This is a genomic window from Paraburkholderia hospita (assembly GCF_002902965.1).
In the GTDB taxonomy this organism is placed as follows: Bacteria; Pseudomonadota; Gammaproteobacteria; order Burkholderiales; family Burkholderiaceae; genus Paraburkholderia; species Paraburkholderia hospita.
In genome coordinates this window covers 1,943,391-1,969,589 of the sequence record NZ_CP026105.1, presented here as the reverse complement: position 1 = coordinate 1,969,589, position 26,199 = coordinate 1,943,391, and the positions used below count along the sequence as shown (strand labels likewise).

Genomic DNA, 26,199 nt, shown 5'->3' with positions numbered 1-26,199 from the left:
TGTCAGTGCTTGCGCGCCGCTCGCCACGCGACCCACAGCTTGCGGATCGGCGTGAGCGCGATGCGTTGATGAAGCACGCGGTAGCCGTCGCGCTCGATCTCGTCGAGCAACGCCAGCGCCAGTGCGGCCAACGCGCGCAGCGTGCGCTGCGAGTGACGCTCGCCGACGGGTAGCGCATCGAGCGCCTTGCGGATCGCGTCGCGGGCGCGCGTTGTCTGGAAGCGCATCAGCTCGGTGAACGCGTCCGTGTACTTGCGGTTGATCAGATCCGCCGCCGTCACGTTGTAGCGCTGCATCTCGTCGATGGGAATGTAGATGCGGCCATGCCGCGCGTCGTTGCCGAGTTCGACGACGATCTGCGCGAGCATCAAGGCCTCGCCGAGCGGTGCGGCCCACACTTGCGCCTGCGACGGATCGCGCGCCGTCGCGCGCGCAACCACAGATGCGAAGTTGCCGCCGACCCCAGCCATATAGCGGCGCAGGTTCGGATAGTCGAGATAGCGCGCCTGGTCGAGGTCCATCTCGAAGCCCGCGATCAACGCCTGCAACGTGGGATATTCAGCCTGCACGTCGGGCAGATGCACAGCGAGCGCCTGCGACACAGGGTGCGTCGGTTCGCCTGCTGCGAGCGCTGCTGCTTCCTTTTGCCACCACGCGAGCTTCGTGCGTCCGATCGTCGGATCGGTCGTTTCCTTCACGGTTTCTTCGAACTCGCGACGCAGCGCGAACAGCGCGGTGAGCAACGGCTGCCGCGCGACGGGCGCCTGGCGCAGTGCGTAGTAGGTGCTCGAGCCGGGAGGCGCTGCTTTCTGCAGGCAGTATTCGTCGAAATTCACTGGGATTGGCTTGTGGGGAGGCGGTCGCGCACGGCTGTGCACGAGAGACCGAAAATTGTAGCATCGACCGTATTCGACAGATGCAGACAAGCGCAGACCAATCGGTTAGAATCTCGCGCTTACGCTTTTGGCGGTGCCGCGATCGGACGTGGCTTTTTCGACGCGTTCGTTCGTGGCGGTGACGGGTCTGATCCTACAGGTTCGGATTTGTCCGCGCGAACTACACCGCGATGAAATCGCAGCGTCCATTCGCCGGCGAGACATCGGGTGTTGCACCTCACGCATCGCCCGGCTGCGAGGATGGCGAAATTGGTAGACGCACCAGGTTTAGGTCCTGACGCCCGCAAGGGTGTAGGGGTTCGAGTCCCCTTCCTCGCACCACTTTTTTCTCATTGCTGTACACAAAACCCCGCCCGTATCCGACGCGCGGGGTTTTTTGTTTTTACGCGCCGACACGACAATCGCGCAGACTCGCACCCGGCCAATCGACGCACACAAAAACCCCCGCGCGAAGGCGGGGCTGGCTCATCACATTGACGATCCGAGGCTGCTTAGTGGCAGCGCTTTTCCCAGTGATGATGCACTTTTACCTTATGGCACTCGTGATGGTAGTCGTTTGCGAATGCCGACGACATGCTCACGAAACCAGCGGCAGCGGCGACGAGTGCCAGAACAACCTTCTTCATTTTCGATCCTTAAAATCAGAGAGATAAAGCGAGCGGCGATCGTAGCAAGTCAGGTTTACGATTCGCTTGGACTCAGTCGTTCCGTGCGTCAAGTACGCTGTATATCGCGAAGCGCGACCATCGACCTATCTGGTTGCACGCACAACCAGATTCTCCTATCCTGCGCTGAAATGATCTACGATCCTTTAGCTCATCGAAGCGCAAGAAGAGGAGCGTGCAAATGGCATCAACCGATGTTCGACTACCCTCAGACATCGGCGCGCATGCCGACGCGGAGCGCGCGCTGCGCGTGACACTCGCAGGCACGTATCGCGTGTTCGCGATGCTCGGCTGGACCGAGTTGATCTACAACCACATCACCGTGCGCGTGCCCGGCACGCACAGCCATTTCCTGATCAACCCGTTCGGCCTGCACTACACGGAAGTCACGGCGTCGAACCTGGTGAAGATCGATGTCGACGGGAATGTGCTCGACGACTCGCCGCATCCCGTGAATCCGGCGGGCTTCGTCGTGCATGCCGCGATTCATCGCGCGTTGCCCGATGCGCATTGCGTGATGCACACGCATACAACGGCGGGGCTTGCCGTCGCATGCTCGCAGTCGGGTCTCGTCAACAACAATTTCTATTCGGCGCAACTGCACGGAATGGTCGCGTATCACGACTTCGAAGGCATTACCGTGCGCGCCGACGAAGGGCCGCGCCTCGTTGCGAATCTCGGCGACAAACGTTTGTTGATCTTGCGCAATCACGGCCTGCTATCGATTGGCGAAACGATCGCGCAAGCCTTCGCGCGGCTCTGGACGCTCAACCGGGCTTGCGACATTCAATTGGCAACGGCGACGCTCGGACCCGCGCGCTGATCGGCGACGAGATCGCCGCGCGCTGCACGCGCGACTCACTGCAGTTCGATCCGCGGCATGGCGCAGGAGAAGATGTGCTGAAAGCGTTGCTGCGTCAGGTCGATCGGATCGATCCGTCGTATCGCGAGTAGAAGCGTGAAAGTCGCCGTGCGAGACGCGTACGCGGGCGGACTTGTGAATGAGTGTTTAAGGAATTAGGTAACAACGGAGTCGACGGCGCCACGCAAGCGCCGATGAGCGTTCGCTCCAGACTCCGTCTGACCTGACTACGCTGCGTTACGCGCGATCGCGGTTTCGATCACCTTGTCGAGTGCTTCGCTGAGCGCGACCTTCTCGCGGTCGTCGAGGCAATCGAACAGATCGGTGTTCCACTTGCGCGCGATGGGCATCACCTTGCGATAGAGCGCACGGCCTTCCGCGGTCAACGATACGAGCACCACGCGGCCATCGTCCGCGCTCGCTTCGCGTTGCACGAGGCCTTGTCTGATCAAGGCTTCGGCTGCACGGCTCGCCTGACTCTTGTCGAGGTTCGCGTGGCGCGCGAGGTCCATGATCGAGAATGGTCCGAACGATCCAACCGATGCAATCACGCGCGCCTCGGGCAGCGTCACGTCGAGCTTGGCCATATACCGTTCGCTGATGCCCCGCTCGGAAAGTTTATTCAGCACGTGCAGACGATACGTCAGAAACTGTTCGAGTCCGGCTTTATCGGAGGCCTTCATGGTCTTCCCGTTGTGAGTGGATGCAGTCCGGTGATGTGATTGTTGCTGCATCCGCTCTCGCGGTCAACGCGGGCCAAACCTGAGTCGCGTCATCTGTTCGGCTTCGTTCGCAAGCAAGGTCGCTGCGTCGCGAATCGCTACTTCGAGCGTGATCGGGCCGGGGGCGGGCGAGAAGCATCCGCTGAAATGCTCGGCGAGTTTTGGCAGCGCCGCTGGGTCGACAGCGCCCGAGAGCAGCGTGGCCGGCACGCCCGCGGCGCGCGCATGCCGGCAGGCGATGAAGGGCGCCTTGCCGTGCAGCGTTTGCACGTCGGAGCGGCCTTCGCCCGTGATGAGCCAGTTGGCGCCTTCGAGCGCTGCGTCGAGGCCGATCTGTCGCGCAACGACTTCCGCGCCCGGCTCGAATTCGGCGCCCAGCATATGCAGTGCGAAACCGAGTCCACCCGCCGCGCCCGCACCCGGCTGGTTGCGCGCGACACGGTTCATGGCCGGCTCGACGAGGTCGGCGAAGCGGGCGAGGGCGGCGTCGATCGTCGCGACCTGCTCCGGCTTTACGCCTTTTTGCGGACCGAAGACTGCCGTTGCACCGTGATCGCCCGTCAACGGGTTGTCGACATCCGACATGCCGACGAACGTTGCCTCGCGCAGACGGGCATCGAGGCCCGATGCGTCGACGCGCGCCAGTTGAGCAAGTTGTTCGGGCGTCGCGTCGAGTTCATGCCCTTGCGCATCGAATAGCTTGAGCCCGAGACCGACCAGCAAACCCGCGCCGCCGTCGTTCGTGCTGCTGCCGCCGAGCGCGACGAAGAAGCGCCGCACACCCGCGTCGAGCAGCGAGCGGATGGCTTCGCCCATACCGCGCGTGCTGCGCTTTTCCACGGGAACGCCCATGCCGACGGGGTCGGTGATGCCGACGACCTCCGCTGTTTCGATGATCGCGCTGCCGTCGGCGAGCAGACCCGTCACGCCTTCGCGCGCAGGGCCTGCCGCGCCCCGCACCGTGAGCATGCGGCGTTCGCCGCCGCTGGTGAGCATGGCGTCGAGCGTGCCTTCGCCGCCGTCGGCCATTGCGCAGACACGGATCGTCGCGTCGGGCCGCGCGCGCAGAATGCCCGTCGCGATGGATTGCGCGACCTGCTCCGCGGAGAGCGAACCTTTGAACGAGTCAGGGGCGATGACGACGATAGGCGCGGACGACGTATTCGGCATGGTGTCTCTGATGATTTGCTATGAGTAGGCATCGCTGTGCTCGCCGCGATGCGATGAAGCGCCCGGAACGCCTATGCACGCGGCAGCGGCGTATCAGGATGTGGTGAAGCTTATCAGCATGCGACGCGCGACTGAATATACCGGAAGGTATAGGCAGAATTGACTTTGATTCACAGCTGTCGCGGACCGAGACGCATCGCAGGCGCGTTTGGAATCGTTCGAATGACGGTCGGAATCGAGCTTCGCAAGCCACAAACAATCGCGAAACAGCGAATCCGGCTAGCCGCGCAAATAGTTTGCTAAAATATTTGGCTCTCTGACCCAAACTGTGCTGCCGGCGGCCTCACAGCCCGCGGCGAGAGGCACGCGATCGATGTCACCCGTGACTGAGCGAAGCGTAGCGGCGACCCGCGCAAAAGCGAATGCAACGCGCAGTGTCGAACGCACGACGCAAAGCGGACATCGACAGGCGGCGCACACAAGATAACTGATTCGCTCGAATAATTTTAGGACGATTGAAGCCATGGCTAACGTTGTTGAAAACCTCGGCAAGCTCGAACGCCGCGTGACGATTTCCCTGCCGAAAGACACTGTGCAGAAGGAAGTGGATTCGCGTATCCGTCAACTCGCGAAGAACGTGCGCATGCCGGGTTTCCGCCCGGGCAAGGTGCCGCTCAAGATGGTGACGCAGCAGTACGCGGGTCAGGTGGAAGCCGAAGTGCTGAGCGACAAGGTTGGCAAGGAGTTCTTCGACATCAGCCGCGCGGAAAACCTGCGCGTCGCTGGCCAGCCGAGCTTCAGCCCGAAGACGGACGCGACTGAAGGCGACTACGCATTCGACGCGACCTTCGAGGTTTACCCGGAAGTGAAGCTGGGCGACGTCGCGACGGCTGAAATCGAACGCACGAAGACCACCATCAGCGACGCTGAAATCGACCGCACGCTCGACATCCTGCGCAAGCAGCGCGTGCACTACCACGCTCGCGGCGAATCCGGCGAGCATGGCGACGGCGGCGCGGACACGGCTGCGAAAGACGGCGACCGCGTGACGGTCGACTTCGTCGGCAAGATCGACGGTGAAGCATTCCAGGGCGGCAGCGCGGACGACTTCGCGTTTGTCCTGGGTGAAGGCCGCATGCTGCCGGAATTCGAAAAGGCCGCGCTTGGCCTGAAGGTCGGCGAGTCGAAGGAATTCGACCTTGCGTTCCCCGAGGACTATCACGGCAAGGAAGTCGCCGGCAAGACCGCGCAATTCACCATCACGATGAAGACGATCGAGTGGCCGCATCTGCCCGAAATCGACGGCGAATTCGCGAAGTCGCTCGGCATCGAAGACGGCGATCTGACGAAGATGCGCGCCGAAATCCGTGACAACCTCGAGCGCGAAGCGAAGCGCCGCACGCAGGCTGTCGTGAAGAACCAGGTGATGGACGCGCTGCTGAAGATCTCCGAACTCGACGTGCCGAAAGCGCTGGTCGAGCAGGATCAGGAGCGCCTCGTCGAAATGGCGCGTCAAGACCTCACGCAACGCGGCGTGCCGAACGCAAAGGACGCACCGATCCCCGCAGAAATGTTCGCCGAGCAGGCAGAGCGCCGCGTCAAGCTGGGCCTCGTGCTGGCCGAGCTGGTCAAGGCCAACGAGCTGCAGGCCAAGCCGGAACAGATCCGCGCGGAAGTCGATGAATTCGCGAAGAGCTACGAAGACCCGAAGGAAGTCGTCCGCTGGTATTATTCGAACCAGCAGCGTCTTGCCGAGATGGAAGCGTATGTCGTTGAGTCCAACGTCGTCGATTTCGTCCTGAGCAAGGCGAAGGTGACGGACAAGGAAGTGAGCTTCGAAGAGCTGGCAAGCGCAACGGCGCAAGCGTAATAGCATCGCTGTAACGGCGTGCTGGCTGTCCGAGCGACGGCCTGCACGCCGTTTTTCCATATGAGCACGGCCGATTATGCTAAAAGAACGCTCGTCGGCCGTTTTGGCTCTTGAAGAAACGCGCGGCCGCACCTACTTGTCCAGAACCGATTATCAGAACATTTCCTGACAAGGATCCATTGCATGACCTTTCGCGCTCAAATGCTGGACACGTTGACCTCGCAGTCGTCGCGGGATCGGGATCTCGAAGCGCAAGCGCTCGGCCTCGTGCCGATCGTCGTCGAAACGAGCGGCCGCGGTGAACGTTCGTATGACATCTACTCGCGCCTGCTGAAGGAGCGCGTGGTGTTCCTGGTTGGCGAAGTGAACGATCAGACTGCGAACCTCGTGATCGCACAGTTGCTGTTCCTCGAAAGCGAAAATCCGGACAAGGACATTAGCTTCTACATCAACAGCCCGGGCGGCTCGGTGTCGGCAGGGATGGCGATCTACGACACGATGCAATTCATCAAGCCGGACGTCTCGACGCTGTGCATGGGCCTCGCGGCCAGCATGGGCGCGTTCCTGCTGGCAGCGGGCGCGAAGGGCAAGCGTTTTGCGCTGCCGAACGCACGCGTGATGATTCACCAGCCGCTGGGCGGCGCGCGCGGCCAGGCATCGGACATCGAAATTCAGGCACGCGAAATCCTGTACCTGAAGGAGCGCCTGAACCAGTTGCTGTCGCACCACACCGGTCAACCCGTGGAGCGTATCCAGCGCGACACGGACCGCGACAACTTCATGTCGGGTGACGATGCGCAGGCTTATGGCCTCGTCGACCAGGTGCTGCACAAGCGTCCGTAAACAATCGCTGAAACATGGCTGATCCGGAGCGCTTTTTCTCCAAATTGGGGGAGGAGCGCCGGCGCGAAACCTTGTGAAATAATAAGACCCGTCTGAACGCCTGCGGCAAACGCCGTCACAGCTTTTGCGCATCCGTCCCGCCCCGAACTGAACGAGGTGGGCAAACGGCGTATCATGTCATTCGAGTGTCCGGAGGCTCACACATCTATGGCGGACAAAAAAGGTTCTAACAGCGAGAAGCTGTTGTATTGCTCGTTCTGCGGCAAAAGCCAGCACGAGGTTAAAAAACTGATTGCTGGCCCGTCGGTATTCATCTGTGATGAATGTATCGACCTGTGCAACGAAATCATTCGCGACGAAGCAGCGGGCGCGGGTCTGGAAACGGGCCTGTCCAAGTCCGACCTGCCCAGTCCTCAGGAAATCCGCGACATTCTCGATCAATACGTGATCGGGCAAGAACGCGCGAAGAAAATTCTCGCGGTTGCGGTCTACAACCACTACAAGCGCCTGAAACATCTCGACAAGAAGGACGACATCGAGCTGTCGAAGAGCAACATCCTGCTGATCGGGCCGACCGGCTCCGGCAAGACGCTGCTCGCGCAGACCCTTGCACGCCTTCTGAACGTGCCGTTCGTGATTGCCGATGCAACCACGCTGACGGAAGCCGGCTATGTCGGCGAGGATGTCGAGAACATCATTCAGAAGCTGCTGCAAAACTGCAATTACGAAGTCGACAAGGCGCAGCGTGGCATCGTCTATATCGACGAAATCGACAAGATCAGCCGCAAGTCCGACAACCCGTCGATTACCCGTGACGTGTCGGGCGAAGGCGTGCAGCAGGCGCTGCTGAAGCTGGTCGAAGGCACGATGGCGTCGGTCCCGCCGCAAGGTGGCCGTAAGCATCCGAACCAGGATTTCATCCAGGTCGATACGACCAACATCCTGTTTATCTGCGGCGGTGCGTTCGATGGCCTCGAAAAGGTGATCGTGGACCGTACGGAGAAAACGGGGATCGGTTTCGGCGCGAGTGTCAAGAGCAAGCAGGATCGTGATGCAGGCGAAGTGCTGCGCGAAGTCGAGCCGGAAGATCTCATCAAATTCGGCCTGATTCCAGAACTGATCGGACGTCTGCCCGTCGTGGCGACGCTCGGCAAGCTGGACGAAGTCGCGCTGATGAAGATTCTGGTCGAACCCAAGAACGCGCTCATCAAGCAGTATCACAAGCTGTTCAACATGGAACGCGTCGAGCTGGAGATCCGTCCGGCCGCGCTGCAAGCCATCGCCCGCAAGGCGATCCGTCGTAAGACGGGCGCACGTGGCTTGCGTTCGATCCTGGAACAGGCGTTGCTTGACGTCATGTACGAATTGCCGACAATGAAGGGCGTCAGCAAAGTCATTATTGACGACAATGTTATTGATGGTGACGGAAAGCCGCTACTGATCTACGAAGACGCGCCAAAGGTTGCGGGTTCGAATTGATCGGCTTCCCGATTTTTGAAAAAAAGCCGTTCATGGCGACGTGAACGGCTTTTTTCGTTTATCGTGTCGTCAGGATGGACTGTTTTTCTGGAGTCACTGAACTTTTCCCACACGCGAAGGCTTGCAATCTTTTTTGTCGGCCTCAACTATCGAACAAACTGATTCCACTCATGGGGAAATGAAATGTCAGGAACCCAACTCCTCCCGCCGGAACGCGTCACACTCCCGCTGCTCCCGCTGCGCGACGTAGTCGTTTTCCCACACATGGTGATCCCGCTCTTCGTGGGTCGCCCGAAGTCGATCAAGGCGTTGGAAGCCGCAATGGAAGGTGGCAAGCACATCATGCTTGTTGCCCAGAAAACGGCGGCCAAAGACGAGCCGACCGAAAAGGACATGTACGAAGTTGGCTGTATCGCCAACATCCTGCAGATGCTCAAGCTGCCCGACGGCACCGTGAAGGTGCTGGTCGAAGGTCTGCAGCGCGCAAAGACGCTGTCGATCGAAGAGCAGGAAACGCAATTCTCGTGCGAAGTGATGCCGCTCGAGCCCGACCACGCCGATAGCGCTGAAACGGAAGCGCTGCGTCGCGCGATCGTGTCGCAGTTCGATCAGTACGTGAAGCTGAACAAGAAGATCCCGCCGGAGATTCTGACGTCGCTGTCGGGTATCGATGAAGCCGGGCGTCTTGCCGATACGATCGCTGCGCATCTGCCGCTCAAGCTCGACCAGAAGCAACAGATCCTCGAAATGTTCCCAGTCATCGAGCGCCTCGAGCATCTGCTCGCGCAACTCGAAGCCGAGATCGACATTCTGCAGGTCGAAAAGCGCATCCGTGGACGCGTCAAGCGTCAGATGGAGAAGAGCCAGCGCGAGTACTACCTGAACGAGCAGGTCAAGGCCATCCAGAAGGAACTGGGCGAAGGCGAAGAGGGTGCGGATCTCGAAGAGCTCGAGAAGCGCATCACCGCTGCGCGCATGCCGAAGGAAGCCAAGAAGAAGGCCGACGCCGAGCTGAAGAAGCTCAAGCTGATGTCGCCGATGTCGGCGGAAGCTACCGTCGTGCGCAACTACATCGACACGCTGATCGGCCTGCCGTGGCGCAAGAAGAGCAAGGTCAACAACGACCTCTCGAATGCCGAACGCGTGCTGGACGAAGACCACTTCGGTCTCGAGAAGGTGAAGGAACGCATTCTCGAGTACCTCGCGGTTCAACAGCGCGTGGACAAGGTGAAGGCGCCGATCCTGTGCCTCGTCGGGCCGCCGGGCGTCGGCAAGACGTCGCTGGGCCAGTCGATTGCGCGCGCAACGAATCGCAAGTTCGTGCGCATGGCGCTGGGTGGTGTGCGTGACGAAGCCGAGATTCGCGGCCACCGTCGTACGTACATCGGCTCGATGCCGGGCAAGATCCTGCAAAGCCTGACCAAGGTCGGCGTGCGCAATCCGCTCTTCCTGCTCGACGAAGTCGACAAGATGGGCATGGATTTCCGCGGCGATCCGTCGTCGGCGCTGCTCGAAGTGCTCGACCCGGAACAGAACCACACGTTCGCCGATCACTACGTCGAAGTGGACTTCGACCTGTCGGACGTGATGTTCGTCGCGACGTCGAACTCGCTGAACATTCCGCCGCCGCTGCTCGACCGGATGGAAGTGATCCGTCTGTCGGGCTACACGGAAGACGAGAAGGTCAGCATCGCGCAACGCTATCTGCTGCCGAAGCAGAAGAAGAACAACGGCTTGAAGCCCGGTGAGATCGACGTCACGGAAACCGCCATCCGCGACATCATTCGTTACTACACGCGTGAAGCGGGCGTGCGTTCGCTCGAGCGTGAAATTTCGAAGATCTGCCGCAAGGTGGTGAAGATGCTTCTGCTGAAGAAGGCGGACAAGGCAGTCACCGTCGACGGCAAGAACATCGACACGTTCCTCGGCGTACGCAAGTACGACTTCGGTCTGGCCGCGAAGGAAAACCAGACCGGCCAGGTCACGGGTCTCGCGTGGACGGAAGTGGGCGGCGATCTGCTGACGATCGAAGCGGCCGTGATGCCGGGCAAGGGCAACGTGATCCGTACGGGTTCGCTCGGCGACGTGATGAAGGAATCCGTCGAAGCCGCGCGTTCGGTGGTGCGTTCGCGTTCGCGCCGTCTCGGTGTCAAGGACGAAGCGTTCGAGAAGCAGGACATCCACATCCACGTGCCGGAAGGCGCGACGCCGAAGGACGGTCCGTCTGCCGGTATCGCGATGACGACGGCGCTGGTGTCGGTGCTCACGGGTATCCCCGTGCGCGCGGATGTCGCGATGACGGGCGAAATCACGCTGCGTGGCGAAGTGCTGCCGATCGGCGGGCTGAAGGAGAAGCTGCTGGCAGCGCATCGCGGCGGCATCAAGCTCGTGCTGATCCCGGAAGAAAACGTCAAGGATCTGACGGAGATTCCGGACAACGTGAAGAACGCGATCGAGATCGTGCCCGTCCGCTGGATCGACAAGGTACTGGAACTGGCGCTGGAACATGGTCCGGCTCCGCTGCCGGATGAAGAGCCGAAGGCGGCTGCGCCCGTTGGTGAGTCGAAAGACTCAGGCGCAAGCGATGTCGTGAAGCACTAAGCCAAACGCAAAGTACTGAGCGCCTTAACGGCTCACTCAGTTTTCAGCGAACAAGAACCCGCGGCCTGGTCCGCGGGTTTTTTTATTGCTCGCGCAAGGGACGCAAACGTTTAATCATTAGCCGTCGATAGAGCAATTCACCCGCTATCCAGGACGCACGGAGACACGTGGCAAACTGGTTGCATCCGCATCGATCACCTTGCAAGACTTTGTCATCGACAGACCCTCGACGACCCCCTCGAATCAGGCTCAATCCCGCTTGACACAAGGGTTTCGGCCCATTCTAATGAGTGGCCGGCAAATTCTGCCGTGCCGTATATAACCGGGCGCATAAGCGCTTTCATGATTGGCCAACTACATTCTCGGGGGCTTGGAATGAATAAAACGGAATTGATCGATCACATCGCGCAGCAAGCCGACATTTCGAAAGCGGCAGCAGGTCGCGCGTTGGATGCCGTGATCGGTGGTGTCAAAGGCACGTTGAAAAAGGGTGGTTCGGTCACGCTGGTCGGCTTCGGCACGTTTGCCGTTGGCAAGCGCACGGCACGCACGGGGCGCAATCCGCGCACGGGCGCCGCAATCAAGATCAAGGCAGCCAAGGTCCCTAAATTTAGGCCTGGCAAAGCTCTGAAGGATGCGTTAAACTAATGGGCTCGCTGCTTGATGAATATGTCGATGCGAGTCGGCATCAAGCGTCAGGCAGCGGCGATCTCGGAGCGGGTGCTTAGCTCAGTTGGTAGAGCGGCGCCCTTACAAGGCGTAGGTCGGGAGTTCGAGCCTCTCAGCACCCACCAGTTCCAGATCGAAGTGACACGCTGCAGTGTATGCAGCATAAGGAGTGGTAGTTCAGTCGGTTAGAATACCGGCCTGTCACGCCGGGGGTCGCGGGTTCGAGTCCCGTCCACTCCGCCAGTATCCTAGAAAGGCGAACTCCGGTTCGCCTTTTTTATTGCCCGCTGTTGTACTATCGGGCGTTCCGTTTTTGGCATCCGACTTTTGCCTCCTCAAGCATGCTCGATTTCTTTCGCAATCACCAACGTCTGATGATGTTGATGCTCATCCTGGTCATCCTGCCGGGTTTGGGTTTTGTCGGTATCCAGGGCTTCCGTGGCTTCTTTGACGAGAGCGCGAATGTCGCTAGCGTCAACGGACACAAGATCACCCGCGGCGAGTATGACAACGCGTGGCGTCAGCAGATGGACCGCGCGCGTCAGATGCTCGGCGCACAGTTCGACCCGAAGATGTTCGACACGCCGGAGCGCCGCAAGGAAATGCTCGATGGGCTGATCCAGCAACGCGTGCTCGCCGATGAGACGCAACGTCTGCATCTGACGGTGTCAGACGATGCACTGCGTCGCGCGCTGATGGCCGATCCCGTCATCGGCTCGCTGAAGAATCCCGACGGCTCGATCGACCTGAACAAATACAAAGAACTCCTTGCGATGCAGGGCATCACGCCCGATCAATACCAGGAGCAGGTTCGCTACAGCATGGCGATGCAACAGTTGCCCGCAGCCATCACGCAGACCTCGTTCACGCCGAAGACGCTCGCGCAGCATCTGACCGAACTCGCCGAGCAGCAGCGCGAAGTGCAGGGTCTCGCGTTCCGCTCGAAGGAGTACGAGTCGAAGGTGCAGCCGACTGATGCGCAAATTCAGGCGTACTACGATGCGCATCGCGACGACTTCGCGACGCCCGCGACGGCCACGATCCAGTATCTCGTGATGTCGCCCGCGACGATCGCGGCATCGGCGAATCCGAGCGACGCAGATCTCAAAAAGTACTACGACGACAACATCGCCCACTACCGCACGGCGGGTGAAGTGCGCGCGAGCCACATCCTGATCTCGGCGCCGAAAGACGCGAGCGCCGCCGACAAGGACAAGGCAAAGCAGAAAGCGCAGGAAATCCTCGCGCAGATCAAGGCGCATCCCGACCAGTTCGCGCAGCTTGCGCAGCAGGATTCGCAGGACCCGGGTTCGGCGTCGAAGGGCGGCGATCTGGGCTACTTCAGCCCGGGCATGATCGCGGGCGGCAAGGCTTTCGACGACGCCGTCTTCAAGATGAAGAAGGATGAGATCAGCGATCTGATCCAGTCGGACTTCGGCTATCACATCGTCAAGGTGACGGACGTTAAGCCGTCGGTGACGAAGCCGTTCGACGAAGTGAAGGATTCGATCGCAAAGGATCTCAAGGCGCAACTCGCCACGAAGGCATTCAGCGACGATTCGGAAGGCTTCACGTCGACCGTCTACGAACAGTCGAAGAGCCTGCAACCGGCCGCGGACAAATACAAGCTGCAGATCCAGACGGCGACGGTTACGCCGCAGCCGAGCAGCGCGTTGCCGCCGGATAGCCCGCTCAACAACCCGAAATTCCTCGCGGCCGTGTTTGCGAACGATTCGGCGAAGGACCGCAACAACACGCAGGCAATCGACGTCGGCAACAACACGCTCATCGCGGCACACGTGACCGACTACAAGCCGGCCGCCGTGCCCGCGCTCGCCGCCGTCAAGGATGCCGTGCGTCAGAAAGTGGTCGCGCAGCAGGCTGCCGATCTCGCGCGCAAGGAAGGCGAGGCGAAGCTGGCGGACCTGCAGAAGTCGAAGTCGACGCAGGGTTTCTCGTCCGCGCTGAAGGTGTCCCGCAGCGACGCGCAAGGTGTGCCGCCCGCCGCATTGAGCGCAATTTACAAGGTCGATGCGCAGAAATTGCCGGCGTACGTCGGCGTCGACCTCGGCGCAGACGGCTATGCGATCTATCGCGTGAACGCTGTCGTGCAACCCGCGCCGACCGATGCGCAGCGTCTGGCGTCGGCGCAGCAGCAAATCGCTTCGGTGAATGCGCAGGCTGAAGCCGAGTCGTACCTGGATGCGGTGCGCACGCGGTCGAAGGTGAAGATGTACGGTTCGCTCGACAACCCGCAATCAGGCGAATAAGCCGGTCCAGGGAGCCGCATGCGTGCGGCTTCTTGATCCGCCACAAAAAAAGCCCCGCACGATGCGGGGCTTTTTGCTTTGCGAGAAGCGTTGGGAAGGATTACAGGCAGGCGCTGATATCGCCCGTTGCGTCGCTGCCGGCGCCGCCCGCGGCGCGGAAGCCAACCCAGGTGCCGGAGCCCTGATAGTTCGGCCGCACGACGGCAGCCGCGCCGTTCGGCGGCTGCTGGCCGGGTACGTAAACGTCCATCGCTGCGTCGTTGGCCAATGTATCTTGTGCAACGACCTGCTGCTGGGTCTTGTCAGCCCACTTCTTGGCAATGCACTGGCCGACGACCTTCGGCGGCTGCTGGCTGGTGCCAACCGATTGCACACCGGCCGGCGGTTGCGCGGCACAAGCGGAAATGGCGACGGCCATAGCGATAATCGGTAAGTATTTCACGTTATCTCCTTCCAGAAATCGCTCACATGGAGCCGGTTGTCGAATTCAGACGAACCTGTCTGATCGACCATGGGTGATCACGTTCCCATCATTCGGAAACAAGCTGTTAGCGCGCTGTAACACCTAATGGCGCTTTCACTTTCACTGAGACGAGGTGCGGAGCAGCGGCTTCAGCGCTGACCACACGTTGTCCAGTAGCAGGGGCTGTGCCTGTTGGGTCGGATGAATCTGATCGGACTGGAACATGTCCGGCTTGTCTTCGATCCCAGCAAGGAGAAATGGGACGAGTGGCACGCGCAACTGCTTCGATAGCTGGCCGTAGAGCCCGTGGAACTTTTGCGTGTAGTCAGGGCCGTAATTGGGCGGCACGTACATGCCGACGAGCAGAACTTTCGCGTGGCCTTGCTGCGCCTGTTCGATGATCGTGCGGAGATTGTCTTCCGTGGTGTCGAGCGGGACGCCGCGCAGCGCGTCGTTGGCGCCGAGCTCCACGATCACGACGGCGGGCTTGAGCCGCTGCATCAACGCAGGCAGGCGGGCGCGCCCGCCGCTTGTCGTGTCGCCACTGATGCTCGCATTGGCAACGTTATAATCGATTCGCTCACTCGACAAACGCTGACGCATCAGCGAAACCCAGCCGGTGTCGCGAGGCAGGCCGTACTCGGCGGAGAGGCTGTCGCCGAGCACGATGATCGTCGGCTTCGCCTGTTGCGTATTGCTGCCTGTGGGGTTTGCCATGGCAGCGGCCGCGGTGGCGTTGCCGGCGGCCTGAGCGGACGCAGAAAAAGTCGCGGCGAACACGATGGGAAAATACGCCGCAGTCAGCGCCGTGATCGACGCAACGGCGCGTACTTTCAACCTACGCTTCACCATGCAAAAGAAAACCGATCCAGTCATCGAAGTGCGGGGTTTATGCAAGAGGGTTAAGGATGCGACGGGTGAGCTGACGATCCTCGACAACATCGACCTGTCGATTCAGGCAAGCAGCCGCGTGGCGATCGTCGGCGCGTCGGGCTCCGGCAAGTCTACGCTGCTCGGACTGCTTGCCGGATTGGACAGCGCGACCTCGGGGTCGGTTCGTCTGCTCGGCCGCGAACTGACGGAACTCGATGAAGACGGCCGCGCCGCGCTGCGCAATGGTTCCGTCGGCTTTGTGTTTCAGTCCTTCCAGTTGATGCCGCATCTGACCGCGCTCGAAAACGTCACGCTGCCGCTCGAGCTGCAGGGCGAGCTGTCGGCGCGCGAGATTCACGCGCGCGCGCGGACGCTGTTGACGCAGGTTGGCCTCGGCGAGCGCATGCGGCATTACCCGAAGCTGCTGTCGGGCGGTGAGCAGCAGCGCGTGGCGCTTGCCCGCGCGTTCGCCACGCATCCCGCCATCCTGTTCGCCGACGAGCCGACGGGTAGCCTCGATGCCGCTACGGGACATGCCGTCATTGATCTGATGTTCGAGATGAATCGCGCGAACGGTGCGACGCTGGTGCTGGTTACGCATGACGTGGAGCTTGCGCGCCGCTGCGATACGACAGTGACGATCGAAGCAGGGCGCCTGATCTGATCACACAGTGTGACGTAAAAAAACGGGCCTTCAAGTTGAAGGCCCGTTTGCATTCACGCCGCTGAACGACGGGGATCAGCGCTTCAGTGCCGCGCGTGCCCGCGCGATCAATGCCGACGTCGACGAGTCGTGCTTCTTCTCGTCCAGGCTTGCGCTGGTGATATCCGCCTCGACGACCTTGCCGAGGATCTTGCCCAGCTCGACGCCCCACTGGTCGAACGAGTTGATGTTCCAGACCGTGCCTTGCACGAGCACCTTGTGTTCGTACAGCGCGATCAGCGCGCCGAGTGAACGGGCGGTGAGGGCATCGACGAGCAGCGTGGTGGTGGGACGGTTGCCCGGGAACATGATGTGAGGCACGAGTTCCGCCTTGTTCGGTCCGGCCACTTTTTCGGCTTCTTCACGCGTGCGGCCGAGCATCAGTGCTTCGCTTTGCGCGAAGCAGTTCGCCAGCAGCTTCGGATGATGCGAAACAAGCGGGTGCTCGGGTGTCAGCACGGCGACGAAATCGATCGGGACGATGGTCGGACCCTGGTGCAGCATCTGGAAGAACGCGTGCTGGCCGTTCGTGCCCGGCTCGCCCCACGTGACGGCGGATGTATCGTAGGTGACGAACGAGCCGTCCAGACACGCCTGCTTGCCGTTGCTTTCCATTTCGAGCTGCTGCAGGTACGACGACAGGAAATGCAGTGCTTCCGAATACGGCGCGACCAGATAGCTTTGCGAGCCGAAGAAGTTGCGATACCAGATGCCGATCATGCCCATTAGCACGGGCAGGTTGCGATCGAGCGGCGCGCTGCGGAAATGCTCGTCCATCTCGTTCGCGCCTGCGAGCAGTTCGTCGAACTGTTTCGGACCGACGGCGATCATGATCGACAGGCCCACGGCCGACCACAGCGAATAGCGGCCGCCAACCCAGTCCCACATCTCGAACACGTTTTCCTGCGCGATGCCGAACTTGACGACTTCGGTGGGATTCGCCGATACGCCGACAAAGTGCTTCGCCAGTTGGTTTTCAGGGCAGCCTTTCTCGACGAACCAGTCGCGCAGCGAATTGGCGTTGGTCATCGTTTCGAGCGTCGTGAATGTCTTCGAAACGATGATGGCCAGCGTTTCTTCCGGATCGATCTCGGTCAGCACGCGATACAGGTCCGCACCGTCGACGTTCGATACGAAGTGCGTGGTGATGTCTGGTGTGGCGAGGTGATGCAGTGCATGCACGACCATCTTCGGCCCGAGGTCCGAACCGCCAATACCGATGTTCACGACATAGCGAATGCGCTTGCCCGTATAGCCCTTCCATTCGCCGCTGCGGACCTTGTCGGCGAACGCGGCCATCTTCGCGCGCTCGGCCTGTATCTTGCCGTAGAACGGCGCATTCGGATTGCTGGCGCGCAGCGCCGTATGCAGCACCGCGCGGCCTTCCGTCGGATTGACGATGTCGCCCGCGAACATCGCGTCGCGGCGTTTTTCGACGTTGGCTTCGCGCGCGAGTTGCACTAGCAGCTTCAGCGTTTCGTCGGTGATGCGGTTCTTCGAGAAATCGGCCGCGAGACCGCCGCCGGCAAGGGTGAACCGTTCGGCGCGCGTCGGCGCGGGATCGTTCTCGGGTGCAAACCAGTCGCGCAGGCGCGCATCGCGAATCTGTTCGTAGTGTGTTTGCAGCGAGTTCCAGGCGGGGAGCGAGTTGAGAGTCATAACCGTCCGTCTAACGAAGGAAAACGAATGGCCGGCCGCGCATCGGGCGTGCCGGGGGTGATCTGCAGACGCGCGGTTGGCTGAGCGGTACGGTCGCCGGATGCGCGGCGGCGTGTCTCGTGCCCCGTCAGCGGGCGTCTGCGGTTCGCGTCGCGGCCGATGGACGGCCGCACGACGCAGTCAATCAGTATAGCGGGCCAGGATGACAGCCGGGATAGATGGGACACGTCGCCAGATAGCGGGATGCTCCTGTGGCACGCGCAGGGCGTCAATCCTGCAACGGATAAACGAGCCGGTTCAACAACTTGCGCACCATCGGCGCGAGCTCGCCCGCTGTGAGGCCGGCCGGACCTTTGCCGCGTGCGGTGAGCGCGTCGGCGGCGAAACCGTGCAGAAAGACGCCTGCGAGCGCTGCCTCGTAGCGCGGAAGACCTTGTCCGAGCAAGGCGCCGATCAGGCCGCCGAGCACGTCGCCCGTACCGCCCGTCGCGAGCGCCGCGTTGCCCGTCGGGTTGACGGCGACGCGCCCGTCCGGCGCCGCGATCACCGTGCCTGTGCCTTTCAGCACGATGACGCTTGCGTAACGCGCGGCCAGTGCGCGCGCCGCTTCCAGCCGGTCGCGCTGCACGCTCTTTGCGTCGGTGCCGAGCAGGCGCGCGGCTTCGAGCGGATGAGGCGTCAGCACGCACGGATCGTTCGCGGACTCGCCGCGCTGCTTCACGGCTGCGGCGAGATCGGCGTGATCGGCGATGAGATTCAACGCATCGGCGTCGAGCAGCTTAGGCACATCAAGCGGCAGCACGTCGCGCAGCACGCTGACAGCGCGCTCGCGCTTGCCCATTCCGCAGCCGATCGACAGCGCGTCCATCTCCGCGAGCGGCAGTTCGTCGAGCGGATGCAGCATCAGTTCAGGATGAGGCGGGTCGTAGGGCGGGCTGCCCGCGCCGAGAAACGCGACGTGGACCTTGCCCGCGCCCGCGTACAGCGCCGCGCGCGCCGCGAGAATCGGCGCGCCGCACATCCCTGTATCGCCGCCCACGACGGCCATGCTGCCGAACGTGCCTTTGTGCGTCGAGTAATCGCGCGGCGGGAAATGCGGAATGAAGAGGGCGGGCCCGTTGAGTCGGACTTGCGGCTCGTCAGGCCATTCGAGCCCGATGGGCGCGACGGTCACATCGCCCGCAAGGTCGCGTCCCGAGGCCATGTAAAGACCCGGCTTCGCACCAATGAACGTGACGGTGTGCGTCGCGCGAACGGCGGCGCCGCCTTCGACGACATTGCCCGTATCGCTGTCCAGCCCGCTCGGCACGTCGAGCGCGAGCACGCGGCCGCGCGTCTTTGCACGCGCGGACAAACGACCGGCAATCGACGCGAACACGCCGTCCAGAGGCCGTGCCAGCCCGATACCGAACATGCCGTCGACAACCCAGCTGTAATCGTCGAACGAGTCCGGCACGGCATTCGAGATCGGCACGCCCGCCGCGCGTGCTTCGGCCAGCGCCCAACGGGCATCGTCGGGCTTCACTTCGACGGGCATGCAAACTTCGACGGTGATACCGGCGCGATGCAGTCCAGCCGCAACGACGAGCGCGTCGCCGCCGTTGTTGCCGGGGCCGGCCACGAGCCATACCGGCTGGTGCGGATTGGTCGTACCGTCGAGTTCGATACGTTCGAGCAGAAAACGCGCGCCCGCACGTCCGGCGCGGCCCATCAGCGTGTGTGCGGGCAGCGTCGCCTCGGCATTTTTTTCGAGCGCGCGCAGTTCGGCGACGCTCAGAAGCGGAAACGGCCGGTCATACGGCTTGACGAGAACGTCGTGAAGGAAAGGCAGGGAGGTATCGGTCATGGCAGCGTACGAGAGCAACAGGGTACGCCCATGGTAGTGGCAATGCGCGTGCCGTCGCCAGCACGCGCAATGGCATAGGACGAATGACCGTCCCGTGCCAGAAGGTGTTATCCGTTGAAGCGTTCGGGGCGAAGCGCCGCGATCGTGTCAGCCGGCAATTCCGACGGTGCGCCGGACACCAGGCTCGCAATCAGCTTGCCCGAACCGCATGCGAGGCCCCAGCCGACGGGACCGTGCGCCGCGTTCACGAAGAGCCGCGGATGCAGCGCATTGCCCGTGACGGGCAGGCCGTCCGGCGACAGCAGCTTCACGCCTTCCCACGGCAGCGCGGCCGAAATGCGCGCCGAGCCCGGCACCCAGTCGTGCGTCGCCTGGCTAAGCAGCGCGAGCGCTTCCTTCGTCAGCGGCTCCGGCAGCGGCAGCCGGGTCTGGCTCGCGCTTTGCAGCACCGCGCCGCCCGCAATGCGCAGCCGGTGGTTGCTGCGCGTGATCGTGATCCGCTTGACGGCATCGATCACTGTCGTATGGGGCGCGAACTCCTCGCGGGCGATCGGCGCGACGAGGTTGTGCAGACGCAGCGGATGAAGCGGCAGATTCAGCCCGAGCTTCTCCAGCAGCGCGAGACTGCCCACGCCCGCGGCGACGACCACGGCGTCCGCGCTGATCACATCGACTTCACGCGAGCGCGACGATTCGCCGTTGGCAGGCGCCAGTTCGACGGCCGCACGCTGGTTGTCGAGGCGGATACCCGTCACTTCGCGGCCGCATTGAAACTGCACGCCGCCTTGCGAATCGAGCGTCTGCTTGATCAGCTTCGCGAACAACGGACAGTTCGCCGTGCCTTCGTCGTCGAACAGCACACCGCCCGCGAAATGCGGCTCGAGCGGAATCGAATGCTCGATGGTCTGGCATTCCTGCGGGCTCAGCACGTGATGCGGCACCTCGAACTTGCGCAGCAGGTCGAGCGCGGGATGTGTGTGGTCCCAGTCCTGCTGGCTGCGCACCAGATAAAGCTGCCCCTTCGACTGCTCGAATTCCAGATTGAAGTGATGTTCGATGTCGGCGAGCGACTGGCGCGCCGATTCGATCAGCGGACGCAGCAGCGAAAACTGCTTCTGGAACGCCTCGGGTTCGGCGAGCACCGAGAGTGTGCGGACGAAATCGCGCACCTGCCCGTTGAAGCCCGCCTTCTTGATCACCCCGCTTTTGGCTGCCTGGCGGTGCTGCATGAAGGTTGGGCCGAACCACGCATCGAGCGGGGTGGGCAGCAAAGTGCCGCCGTGACCGTAAGTGGCGCCTTGCGCGACGGTGGCGTGCCGTTCGACGACGCACACCCTATGACCGGCCGCACGAAGCTGAAAGGCGGTGGCGACGCCGACGATCCCGCCGCCAATGACAATGACATCCATGGTTAATTCGTGTTGCCGGCGGCTCGCGTGGGGCCAGGCGTATGACGTGACATGCGGCGCAGCGCGACAGCCGATGCTGCACCGATCTGATGAAAGGCCGAATGATATCAGTCAAACGACCCGTTCGGCACGCTGCCGTTCGGCGCAGGACGCATCGCTCGACAGCGGTGCACGCGCGGGATAAGCGGCGAGAAGGAACGCGCAATTCGCCTACCACGAACGGCCAGAAACGCATCTCAAAATGGCGCGGCGTATTGCCGGCGAGGCATGCAGCCATCAGGGACACGCCGCCAAAGCGCGCGGAGCGTCATGTGGGGCAGGTCTGCCGGGCCTTCCCGGGTTATAATCCTGGACTTCCTTACGCCTCACGTCGCCTCCACGCGCGACTGTCCGAGCGGTTGCCAAAGCAATCGCGCGCGGCACCCAGCGACGCAACCGATCGACGCAACGTCAAGTCCATGGCTCACTTCTCGTGTTTCCCCGGCGCTTCGGCCCTCTCCGATTTCCGTCAAACCCGCCTGCTCGACACGTTGTCGCGCATCGACACCAACATCGTCGGCGTGCGCGGCCAGTATCTGCATTTCGTGAACTCGCAGACGCCGCTTGCCGCGGAAGATAGCGCGAAGATCGAAGCGCTGATGCATTACGGCGATCCGTTCGACGCCGGCAAGGACAAGGGTGCCGTCGAAACCTTCCTCGTCGTGCCGCGCTTTGGCACCGTGTCGCCGTGGGCGAGCAAGGCCACGGACATCGCGCTTCATTGCGGCTTGACGCATGTGCGGCGCATCGAGCGCGGCATCGAGTACACGGTCGTGCTGAAAAGCGGGCTGCTCGGCGGCAAGAAGGCGCTGTCGGACGAGGCGCGTGCCGCCGTCGTCGCGGCGCTGCATGACCGGATGACGGAAAGCGTCGCGCCGTCGCGCGATCACGCGATGCACCTGTTCGACGAACTGCCCGCCAAGGCGCTGCAAACGGTCGCGGTGCTGACGGACGGCCGCAAGGCGCTGGAGCAGGCGAACACGGAACTGGGCCTGGCGCTCGCCGAGGACGAAATCGACTATCTCGTCGACGCCTTCACGAAGCTCGGCCGCAATCCGACCGACGTCGAACTGATGATGTTCGCGCAGGCCAACAGCGAGCACTGCCGCCACAAGATCTTCAACGCAAGCTGGACGATCGACGGCGAGGCGCAGGACATCTCGCTGTTCAACATGATCCGCAACACCGAAAAGCTCAACCCGCAAGGCACGATCGTCGCGTACTCGGACAACTCGTCGATCATGGTGGGCGGCATGGCCGAGCGCTGGTTCCCGCGCAAGGCAGACGACGCCAGCGAGCCGGGCGAGCGCTATGGCCGTCACACCGAATTGACGCATACGCTGATGAAGGTGGAGACGCACAACCACCCGACGGCCATCTCGCCGTTCCCGGGCGCCGCAACGGGCGCGGGCGGCGAAATCCGCGATGAAGGCGCGACGGGCCGCGGCGCGCGTCCGAAGGCGGGTCTGACGGGTTTCACGGTGTCGAACCTCGATCTGCCCGACGCGCGCGAGCCGTGGGAAAACGCCCGCGACACCACGCAGCCTATCGGTCATCGCAACGCTGCCGACCAGTTCGACACGTACGGCCGCCCGGACCGCATCGCGTCGCCGTTGCAGATCATGATCGACGGGCCGCTCGGCGGCGCCGCGTTCAACAACGAATTCGGCCGTCCGAACCTCGGCGGCTACTTCCGCACGTACGAGCAGAACGTTGCGGGCCGCGTGCGCGGCTATCACAAGCCGATCATGATCGCGGGCGGCCTCGGCAACATCTCCGACCAGCACACGCACAAGCACGATCTGCCCGCCGGCTCGCTGCTGATCCAGATCGGCGGTCCCGGCATGCGTATCGGCATGGGTGGCGGCGCGGCGAGCTCGATGGCGACGGGCACGAACACAGCCGAACTCGACTTCGACTCCGTCCAGCGCGGCAACCCGGAAATCGAGCGACGCGCGCAGGAAGTGATCAACTCGTGCTGGCAACTCGGCGCGGGCAATCCGATCCTGAGCATCCACGACGTCGGCGCGGGCGGTTTGTCGAATGCGTTCCCGGAACTCGTCGACGGTGCGGACAAGGGTGCGCTGTTCGAGCTGCGCAAGGTCCAGTTGGAAGAAAGCGGACTGTCGCCGCGCGAAATCTGGTCGAATGAAGCGCAAGAGCGTTACGTGCTGGCCATTCCGCCGTCGCGCCTCGAAGAATTTGCGGCGATCTGCGAGCGCGAGCGTTGCCCGTTCGCGGTCGTCGGCACGGCGACCGAAGAGCGGCTGCTGAAGCTGATCGACGCCGACCTGACGGACGCGGGCGCGCACCAGCCCGTCGACATGCCGATGGAAGTCCTGCTCGGCAAGCCGCCGCGCATGCACCGCGACGTGACGCGCGTATCGACGCCGCTGCAGCCCGTCGACGTCACGCACGTCGCGTTGCACGAGGCGGCCGTCAACGTGCTGCGTCATCCGACCGTGGCAAGCAAGTCGTTCCTGATCACGATCGGCGACCGCTCGGTGGGCGGCACGACGGCGCGCGACCAGATGGTCGGCCCGTGGCAGGTGCCTGTCGCCGACTGCGCGATCACGACGGTCGATTACGCGGGCTTCCGCGGTGAAGCCATGACGATGGCCGAGCGCACGCCGCTCGCCGTGATCGACGCGCCCGCGTCGGGGCGCATGGCCGTCGGCGAAGTGGTGACGAATATTGCGGCGGCGCCGATTGCGTCGCTGGACAAACTGAAGCTGTCGGCGAACTGGATGGCGGCATGCGGCAGCCCGGGCGAAGACGCGGCGCTGTACGACACGGTGAAGGCGATCGGCATGGAACTGTGCCCGGCGCTCGGTATCGGTATTCCTGTCGGCAAGGATTCGCTGTCGATGCGCACGAAGTGGGCGGACGGCGACGTCGAGAAGGAAGTGGTCGCGCCCGTGTCGCTGATCATCTCGGCATTTGCGCCCGTCGAAGACGTGCGCCGTCATCTGACGCCGCAGCTGCTGAGCCTGAAGGAAGCGGGCGAGACGGTGCTGATCGCGATCGATCTGGGTCGTGGCAAGCATCGCCTTGGCGGCAGTATTCTCGCGCAGGTGACGCAGCAGGTCGGCGACACGGTGCCTGACGTCGACGATCCGGAAGATCTGAAGCGCTTCTTCGCGGCGATCCAGGCGCTCAACGCGGACGGCAAGCTGCTCGCGTACCACGACCGCTCGGACGGCGGGCTGTGGGCGACCGTTTGCGAAATGGCGTTCGCGGGCCACGTGGGCGTGTCGCTGAACGTCGACATGCTGACGCTCGACCCCAATCACGAATTCGATTACGGCGACGCGAAGGACTGGGCGAAGCAGACCAGTGGTCGCCGCGAAGACCGCACGATCCGCGCGCTCTTCAACGAAGAACTCGGCGCGGTGGTCCAGGTGCGTGCCGGCGATCGCGACGCGGTGCTTGCGGTACTGCGTGAACATGGCCTGTCGGCGTGCTCGCATGTGGTCGGCAAGCCGAATGAGCGCGACATGGTCGAAATCTACCGCGACGCGAAGAAGATTTTCGACGCGCCGCGTGCCGAGTTGCATCGCACGTGGAGCGAAGTGAGCTGGCGTATCTCGCGTCTGCGTGACAACCCCGCGTGCGCCGACGCGGAATTCGATGCGTTGCTCGACGCGTCGGACCCTGGCATCCAGCCGCATCTGTCGTTCGATCCCGTCGAGGATGTCGCTGCGCCGTTCATCGGCAAGGGCGCGCGTCCGCGCGTCGCGATTTTGCGGGAGCAGGGCGTGAACTCGCACCTCGAAACGGCGTATGCGTTCGACCGCGCCGGCTTCGATGCGCACGACGTTCACATGAGCGACCTGCTGTCCGGCCGCGCGACGCTTGCTGATTTTGCGGGTGCTGTTGCGTGTGGCGGTTTCTCATACGGTGACGTGCTGGGCGCGGGTGAGGGCTGGGCGAAGACGATTCGCTTCAACGCGCAGCTTGCCGATATGTTTGCTGCGTTCTTTGGTCGCAATGACACGTTCGCGCTTGGGATCTGCAATGGCTGTCAGATGATGAGCAGTCTCGCGTCGATGATTCCTGGCGCGGATGCGTGGCCGAAGTTCACGCGCAACAAGTCGGAGAAATTCGAAGCGCGCTTCTCGCTGGTCGAAGTGCAGTCGTCGCCGTCGATTTTCTTTGCCGGCATGGAAGGCTCGCGGATTCCTGTTGCCGTTGCGCACGGCGAGGGTTTTGCGGACTTCTCGCAGCAGGGGGATATGGGGCGTGTGGCTGTTGCGATGAAGTATGTCGATCATCGTGGGCAGTCGACTGAACAGTATCCGTTCAATCCGAATGGGTCGCCGGCTGGGATTACTTCTGTCACTACGCCTGATGGGCGGTTTACTGTGGTGATGCCGCACACCGAGCGGGTGCATCGCAATGTGCAGATGAGCTGGCATCCGGATGCATGGAAGCAAAGTGCTACGGATGGCAGCCCGTGGATGCGGGTGTTTCAGAATGCACGGAAGTGGCTTGGGTGATGTTTTGCCCTGCGCGGGCGTTGGGGTTTCTGTTTCTTCGCTGGCGTCCGCGGTTTGGCTTTGTACTTTAGGCGTTGCCGGTCGGTGTTTTTGGCCTTTTCGCTGGCATCCGCGATTCGTTAGCTTGCTTCAAGCGTCGCCCCTGTGCGGGGCGGCACCTACTTTTCTTTGCCGCCGCAAAGAAAAATAGGCAAAAGAAAGCGGCTCACACCGCTAATTCTTGTTCCTGCCTGAGGGCCCCCAACCGGTCCCACGCTTCACACGGCAATCACGTGTCTCATGTTTGTTGCCAACGCTCCGAATTGATGCCTCACCCGCTTCATGCGCCCGCGTTGCAGCATGCCGTGTCAGATATTCCTCTGCCGCCCAGGTGGCAAACTGTGTGTAGGCCGTAGCACTACACACAGCTCACTCCGGACCGATAGCGCGTGAATACCTCCATGTATGAGCGCCAAGCTATACGACGCGACAACCTACACACAGTTTGCCACCTGGGCGGCACATATCATTCGCTGCCGCTAGCCAGTGCATGAGAATGTGAAGCGGGTGAGGCGTTTATTCAAAGCGTTGGCAACGCGCGTGAACGAACGCGGTGTCGTGTGAAGCATAAGACCGGTTGGGGGCCCTCAAGCAAACACAAGAACTGGCGGTGTGAGCCGCT

At 62.3% G+C, this 26,199-nt stretch carries 17 protein-coding genes, 3 tRNA genes and 1 pseudogene; 12 read left to right on the top strand and 9 right to left on the bottom strand.

Features of this window, described 5'->3' with window-relative positions; all coding sequences use genetic code 11:
• Window positions 1-2: 2 nt before the first annotated feature.
• A complete protein-coding gene (locus C2L64_RS08825; RefSeq protein WP_090835197.1) occupies window positions 3-836 on the bottom strand; it encodes a squalene/phytoene synthase family protein in 834 nt (277 codons plus the stop codon).
• 294 nt (window positions 837-1,130) lie between these two features.
• Between C2L64_RS08825 and C2L64_RS08820 the strand changes: the two genes are divergently transcribed.
• Window positions 1,131-1,217: transfer RNA gene (locus C2L64_RS08820), tRNA-Leu, on the top strand.
• 170 nt (window positions 1,218-1,387) lie between these two features.
• On the opposite strand, the gene C2L64_RS55840 is transcribed toward C2L64_RS08820, so the two are convergent.
• Window positions 1,388-1,522 (bottom strand): hypothetical protein, encoded by a 135-nt coding sequence (locus C2L64_RS55840; RefSeq protein ID WP_007737843.1) that lies wholly within the window; start codon window positions 1,520-1,522, stop codon window positions 1,388-1,390.
• A gap of 220 nt (window positions 1,523-1,742) precedes the next feature.
• On the opposite strand from C2L64_RS55840, the pseudogene C2L64_RS08815 reads away from it, so the two are divergent.
• Window positions 1,743-2,515 (top strand): annotated as a pseudogene (locus C2L64_RS08815) (class II aldolase/adducin family protein).
• Between the two features lie 135 nt (window positions 2,516-2,650).
• Here the strand turns inward: C2L64_RS08815 and C2L64_RS08810 are convergent.
• A complete protein-coding gene (locus C2L64_RS08810) occupies window positions 2,651-3,106 on the bottom strand; it encodes a MarR family winged helix-turn-helix transcriptional regulator (protein WP_007585886.1) in 456 nt (151 codons plus the stop codon).
• A gap of 63 nt (window positions 3,107-3,169) precedes the next feature.
• Window positions 3,170-4,315, bottom strand: coding sequence for a glycerate kinase (locus C2L64_RS08805; protein ID WP_079499551.1), 1,146 nt, complete (start codon window positions 4,313-4,315; stop codon window positions 3,170-3,172).
• A 523-nt stretch (window positions 4,316-4,838) separates the two neighbouring features.
• Between C2L64_RS08805 and tig the strand changes: the two genes are divergently transcribed.
• From tig to C2L64_RS08765, 8 genes are all read left to right on the top strand, one after another.
• Entirely contained in the window at window positions 4,839-6,185 is a 1,347-nt protein-coding gene (gene tig, locus C2L64_RS08800; RefSeq protein ID WP_079485708.1) for a trigger factor, read from the top strand.
• 183 nt (window positions 6,186-6,368) lie between these two features.
• Window positions 6,369-7,028 (top strand): ATP-dependent Clp endopeptidase proteolytic subunit ClpP, encoded by a 660-nt coding sequence (gene clpP, locus C2L64_RS08795; RefSeq protein WP_007585897.1) that lies wholly within the window; start codon window positions 6,369-6,371, stop codon window positions 7,026-7,028.
• Between the two features lie 207 nt (window positions 7,029-7,235).
• Window positions 7,236-8,507 carry an ATP-dependent Clp protease ATP-binding subunit ClpX gene (gene clpX / locus C2L64_RS08790; protein WP_007585899.1) on the top strand — a complete coding sequence of 424 codons (1,272 nt, stop codon included), beginning with the start codon at window positions 7,236-7,238 and terminating at the stop codon, window positions 8,505-8,507.
• 183 nt (window positions 8,508-8,690) lie between these two features.
• Complete coding sequence (gene lon, locus C2L64_RS08785) at window positions 8,691-11,108, top strand: endopeptidase La (RefSeq protein WP_007585905.1); 2,418 nt, start codon at window positions 8,691-8,693, stop codon at window positions 11,106-11,108.
• A 375-nt stretch (window positions 11,109-11,483) separates the two neighbouring features.
• The gene (locus C2L64_RS08780; protein WP_007585907.1) at window positions 11,484-11,756 is read left to right on the top strand and encodes an HU family DNA-binding protein; all 273 of its coding nucleotides are present in this window, start codon (window positions 11,484-11,486) and stop codon (window positions 11,754-11,756) included.
• A gap of 70 nt (window positions 11,757-11,826) precedes the next feature.
• Window positions 11,827-11,902, top strand: a tRNA-Val gene (locus C2L64_RS08775).
• A 41-nt stretch (window positions 11,903-11,943) separates the two neighbouring features.
• A tRNA-Asp gene (locus C2L64_RS08770) sits at window positions 11,944-12,020 on the top strand.
• 98 nt (window positions 12,021-12,118) lie between these two features.
• Window positions 12,119-14,047, top strand: a complete 1,929-nt coding sequence (locus C2L64_RS08765; protein ID WP_007585908.1) for a SurA N-terminal domain-containing protein — start codon at window positions 12,119-12,121, stop codon at window positions 14,045-14,047.
• A 100-nt stretch (window positions 14,048-14,147) separates the two neighbouring features.
• Here the strand turns inward: C2L64_RS08765 and C2L64_RS08760 are convergent, their stop codons facing one another.
• A complete protein-coding gene (locus C2L64_RS08760; RefSeq protein WP_007585909.1) occupies window positions 14,148-14,489 on the bottom strand; it encodes a hypothetical protein in 342 nt (113 codons plus the stop codon).
• A 141-nt stretch (window positions 14,490-14,630) separates the two neighbouring features.
• On the bottom strand, window positions 14,631-15,359 hold the full coding sequence (locus C2L64_RS08755; protein ID WP_407671763.1) for an arylesterase: 729 nt from the start codon (window positions 15,357-15,359) through the stop codon (window positions 14,631-14,633).
• 1 nt (window position 15,360) lies between these two features.
• Between C2L64_RS08755 and C2L64_RS08750 the strand changes: the two genes are divergently transcribed.
• Window positions 15,361-16,047, top strand: a complete 687-nt coding sequence (locus C2L64_RS08750; RefSeq protein WP_035539346.1) for an ABC transporter ATP-binding protein — start codon at window positions 15,361-15,363, stop codon at window positions 16,045-16,047.
• Window positions 16,048-16,122: 75 nt separating this feature from the next.
• Here the strand turns inward: C2L64_RS08750 and pgi are convergent, their stop codons facing one another.
• From pgi to C2L64_RS08735, 3 genes are all read right to left on the bottom strand, one after another.
• A complete protein-coding gene (gene pgi, locus C2L64_RS08745) occupies window positions 16,123-17,745 on the bottom strand; it encodes a glucose-6-phosphate isomerase (RefSeq protein WP_007585913.1) in 1,623 nt (540 codons plus the stop codon).
• Window positions 17,746-18,013: 268 nt separating this feature from the next.
• Entirely contained in the window at window positions 18,014-19,591 is a 1,578-nt protein-coding gene (locus tag C2L64_RS08740) for an NAD(P)H-hydrate dehydratase (protein ID WP_090835195.1), read from the bottom strand.
• Between the two features lie 107 nt (window positions 19,592-19,698).
• Window positions 19,699-21,000 carry an FAD-dependent oxidoreductase gene (locus C2L64_RS08735; RefSeq protein WP_090835192.1) on the bottom strand — a complete coding sequence of 434 codons (1,302 nt, stop codon included), beginning with the start codon at window positions 20,998-21,000 and terminating at the stop codon, window positions 19,699-19,701.
• A 458-nt stretch (window positions 21,001-21,458) separates the two neighbouring features.
• On the opposite strand from C2L64_RS08735, the gene purL reads away from it, so the two are divergent.
• On the top strand, window positions 21,459-25,538 hold the full coding sequence (gene purL / locus C2L64_RS08730; RefSeq protein WP_079499554.1) for a phosphoribosylformylglycinamidine synthase: 4,080 nt from the start codon (window positions 21,459-21,461) through the stop codon (window positions 25,536-25,538).
• Window positions 25,539-26,199: the final 661 nt, after the last annotated feature.

What these genes read in the sequence shown, in the direction of transcription:
- C2L64_RS55840 (WP_007737843.1), bottom strand. Translation starts at nt 1,522, where the DNA reads ATGAAGAAGGTTGTTCTGGCACTCGTCGCCGCTGCCGCTGGTTTCGTG.
- C2L64_RS08810 (WP_007585886.1), bottom strand. Translation starts at nt 3,106, where the DNA reads ATGAAGGCCTCCGATAAAGCCGGACTCGAACAGTTTCTGACGTATCGT.
- C2L64_RS08805 (WP_079499551.1), bottom strand. Translation starts at nt 4,315, where the DNA reads ATGCCGAATACGTCGTCCGCGCCTATCGTCGTCATCGCCCCTGACTCG.
- tig (WP_079485708.1), top strand. Translation starts at nt 4,839, where the DNA reads ATGGCTAACGTTGTTGAAAACCTCGGCAAGCTCGAACGCCGCGTGACG.
- clpP (WP_007585897.1), top strand. Translation starts at nt 6,369, where the DNA reads ATGACCTTTCGCGCTCAAATGCTGGACACGTTGACCTCGCAGTCGTCG.
- clpX (WP_007585899.1), top strand. Translation starts at nt 7,236, where the DNA reads ATGGCGGACAAAAAAGGTTCTAACAGCGAGAAGCTGTTGTATTGCTCG.
- lon (WP_007585905.1), top strand. Translation starts at nt 8,691, where the DNA reads ATGTCAGGAACCCAACTCCTCCCGCCGGAACGCGTCACACTCCCGCTG.
- C2L64_RS08780 (WP_007585907.1), top strand. Translation starts at nt 11,484, where the DNA reads ATGAATAAAACGGAATTGATCGATCACATCGCGCAGCAAGCCGACATT.
- C2L64_RS08765 (WP_007585908.1), top strand. Translation starts at nt 12,119, where the DNA reads ATGCTCGATTTCTTTCGCAATCACCAACGTCTGATGATGTTGATGCTC.
- C2L64_RS08750 (WP_035539346.1), top strand. Translation starts at nt 15,361, where the DNA reads ATGCAAAAGAAAACCGATCCAGTCATCGAAGTGCGGGGTTTATGCAAG.
- pgi (WP_007585913.1), bottom strand. Translation starts at nt 17,745, where the DNA reads ATGACTCTCAACTCGCTCCCCGCCTGGAACTCGCTGCAAACACACTAC.
- C2L64_RS08740 (WP_090835195.1), bottom strand. Translation starts at nt 19,591, where the DNA reads ATGACCGATACCTCCCTGCCTTTCCTTCACGACGTTCTCGTCAAGCCG.
- C2L64_RS08735 (WP_090835192.1), bottom strand. Translation starts at nt 21,000, where the DNA reads ATGGATGTCATTGTCATTGGCGGCGGGATCGTCGGCGTCGCCACCGCC.
- purL (WP_079499554.1), top strand. Translation starts at nt 21,459, where the DNA reads ATGGCTCACTTCTCGTGTTTCCCCGGCGCTTCGGCCCTCTCCGATTTC.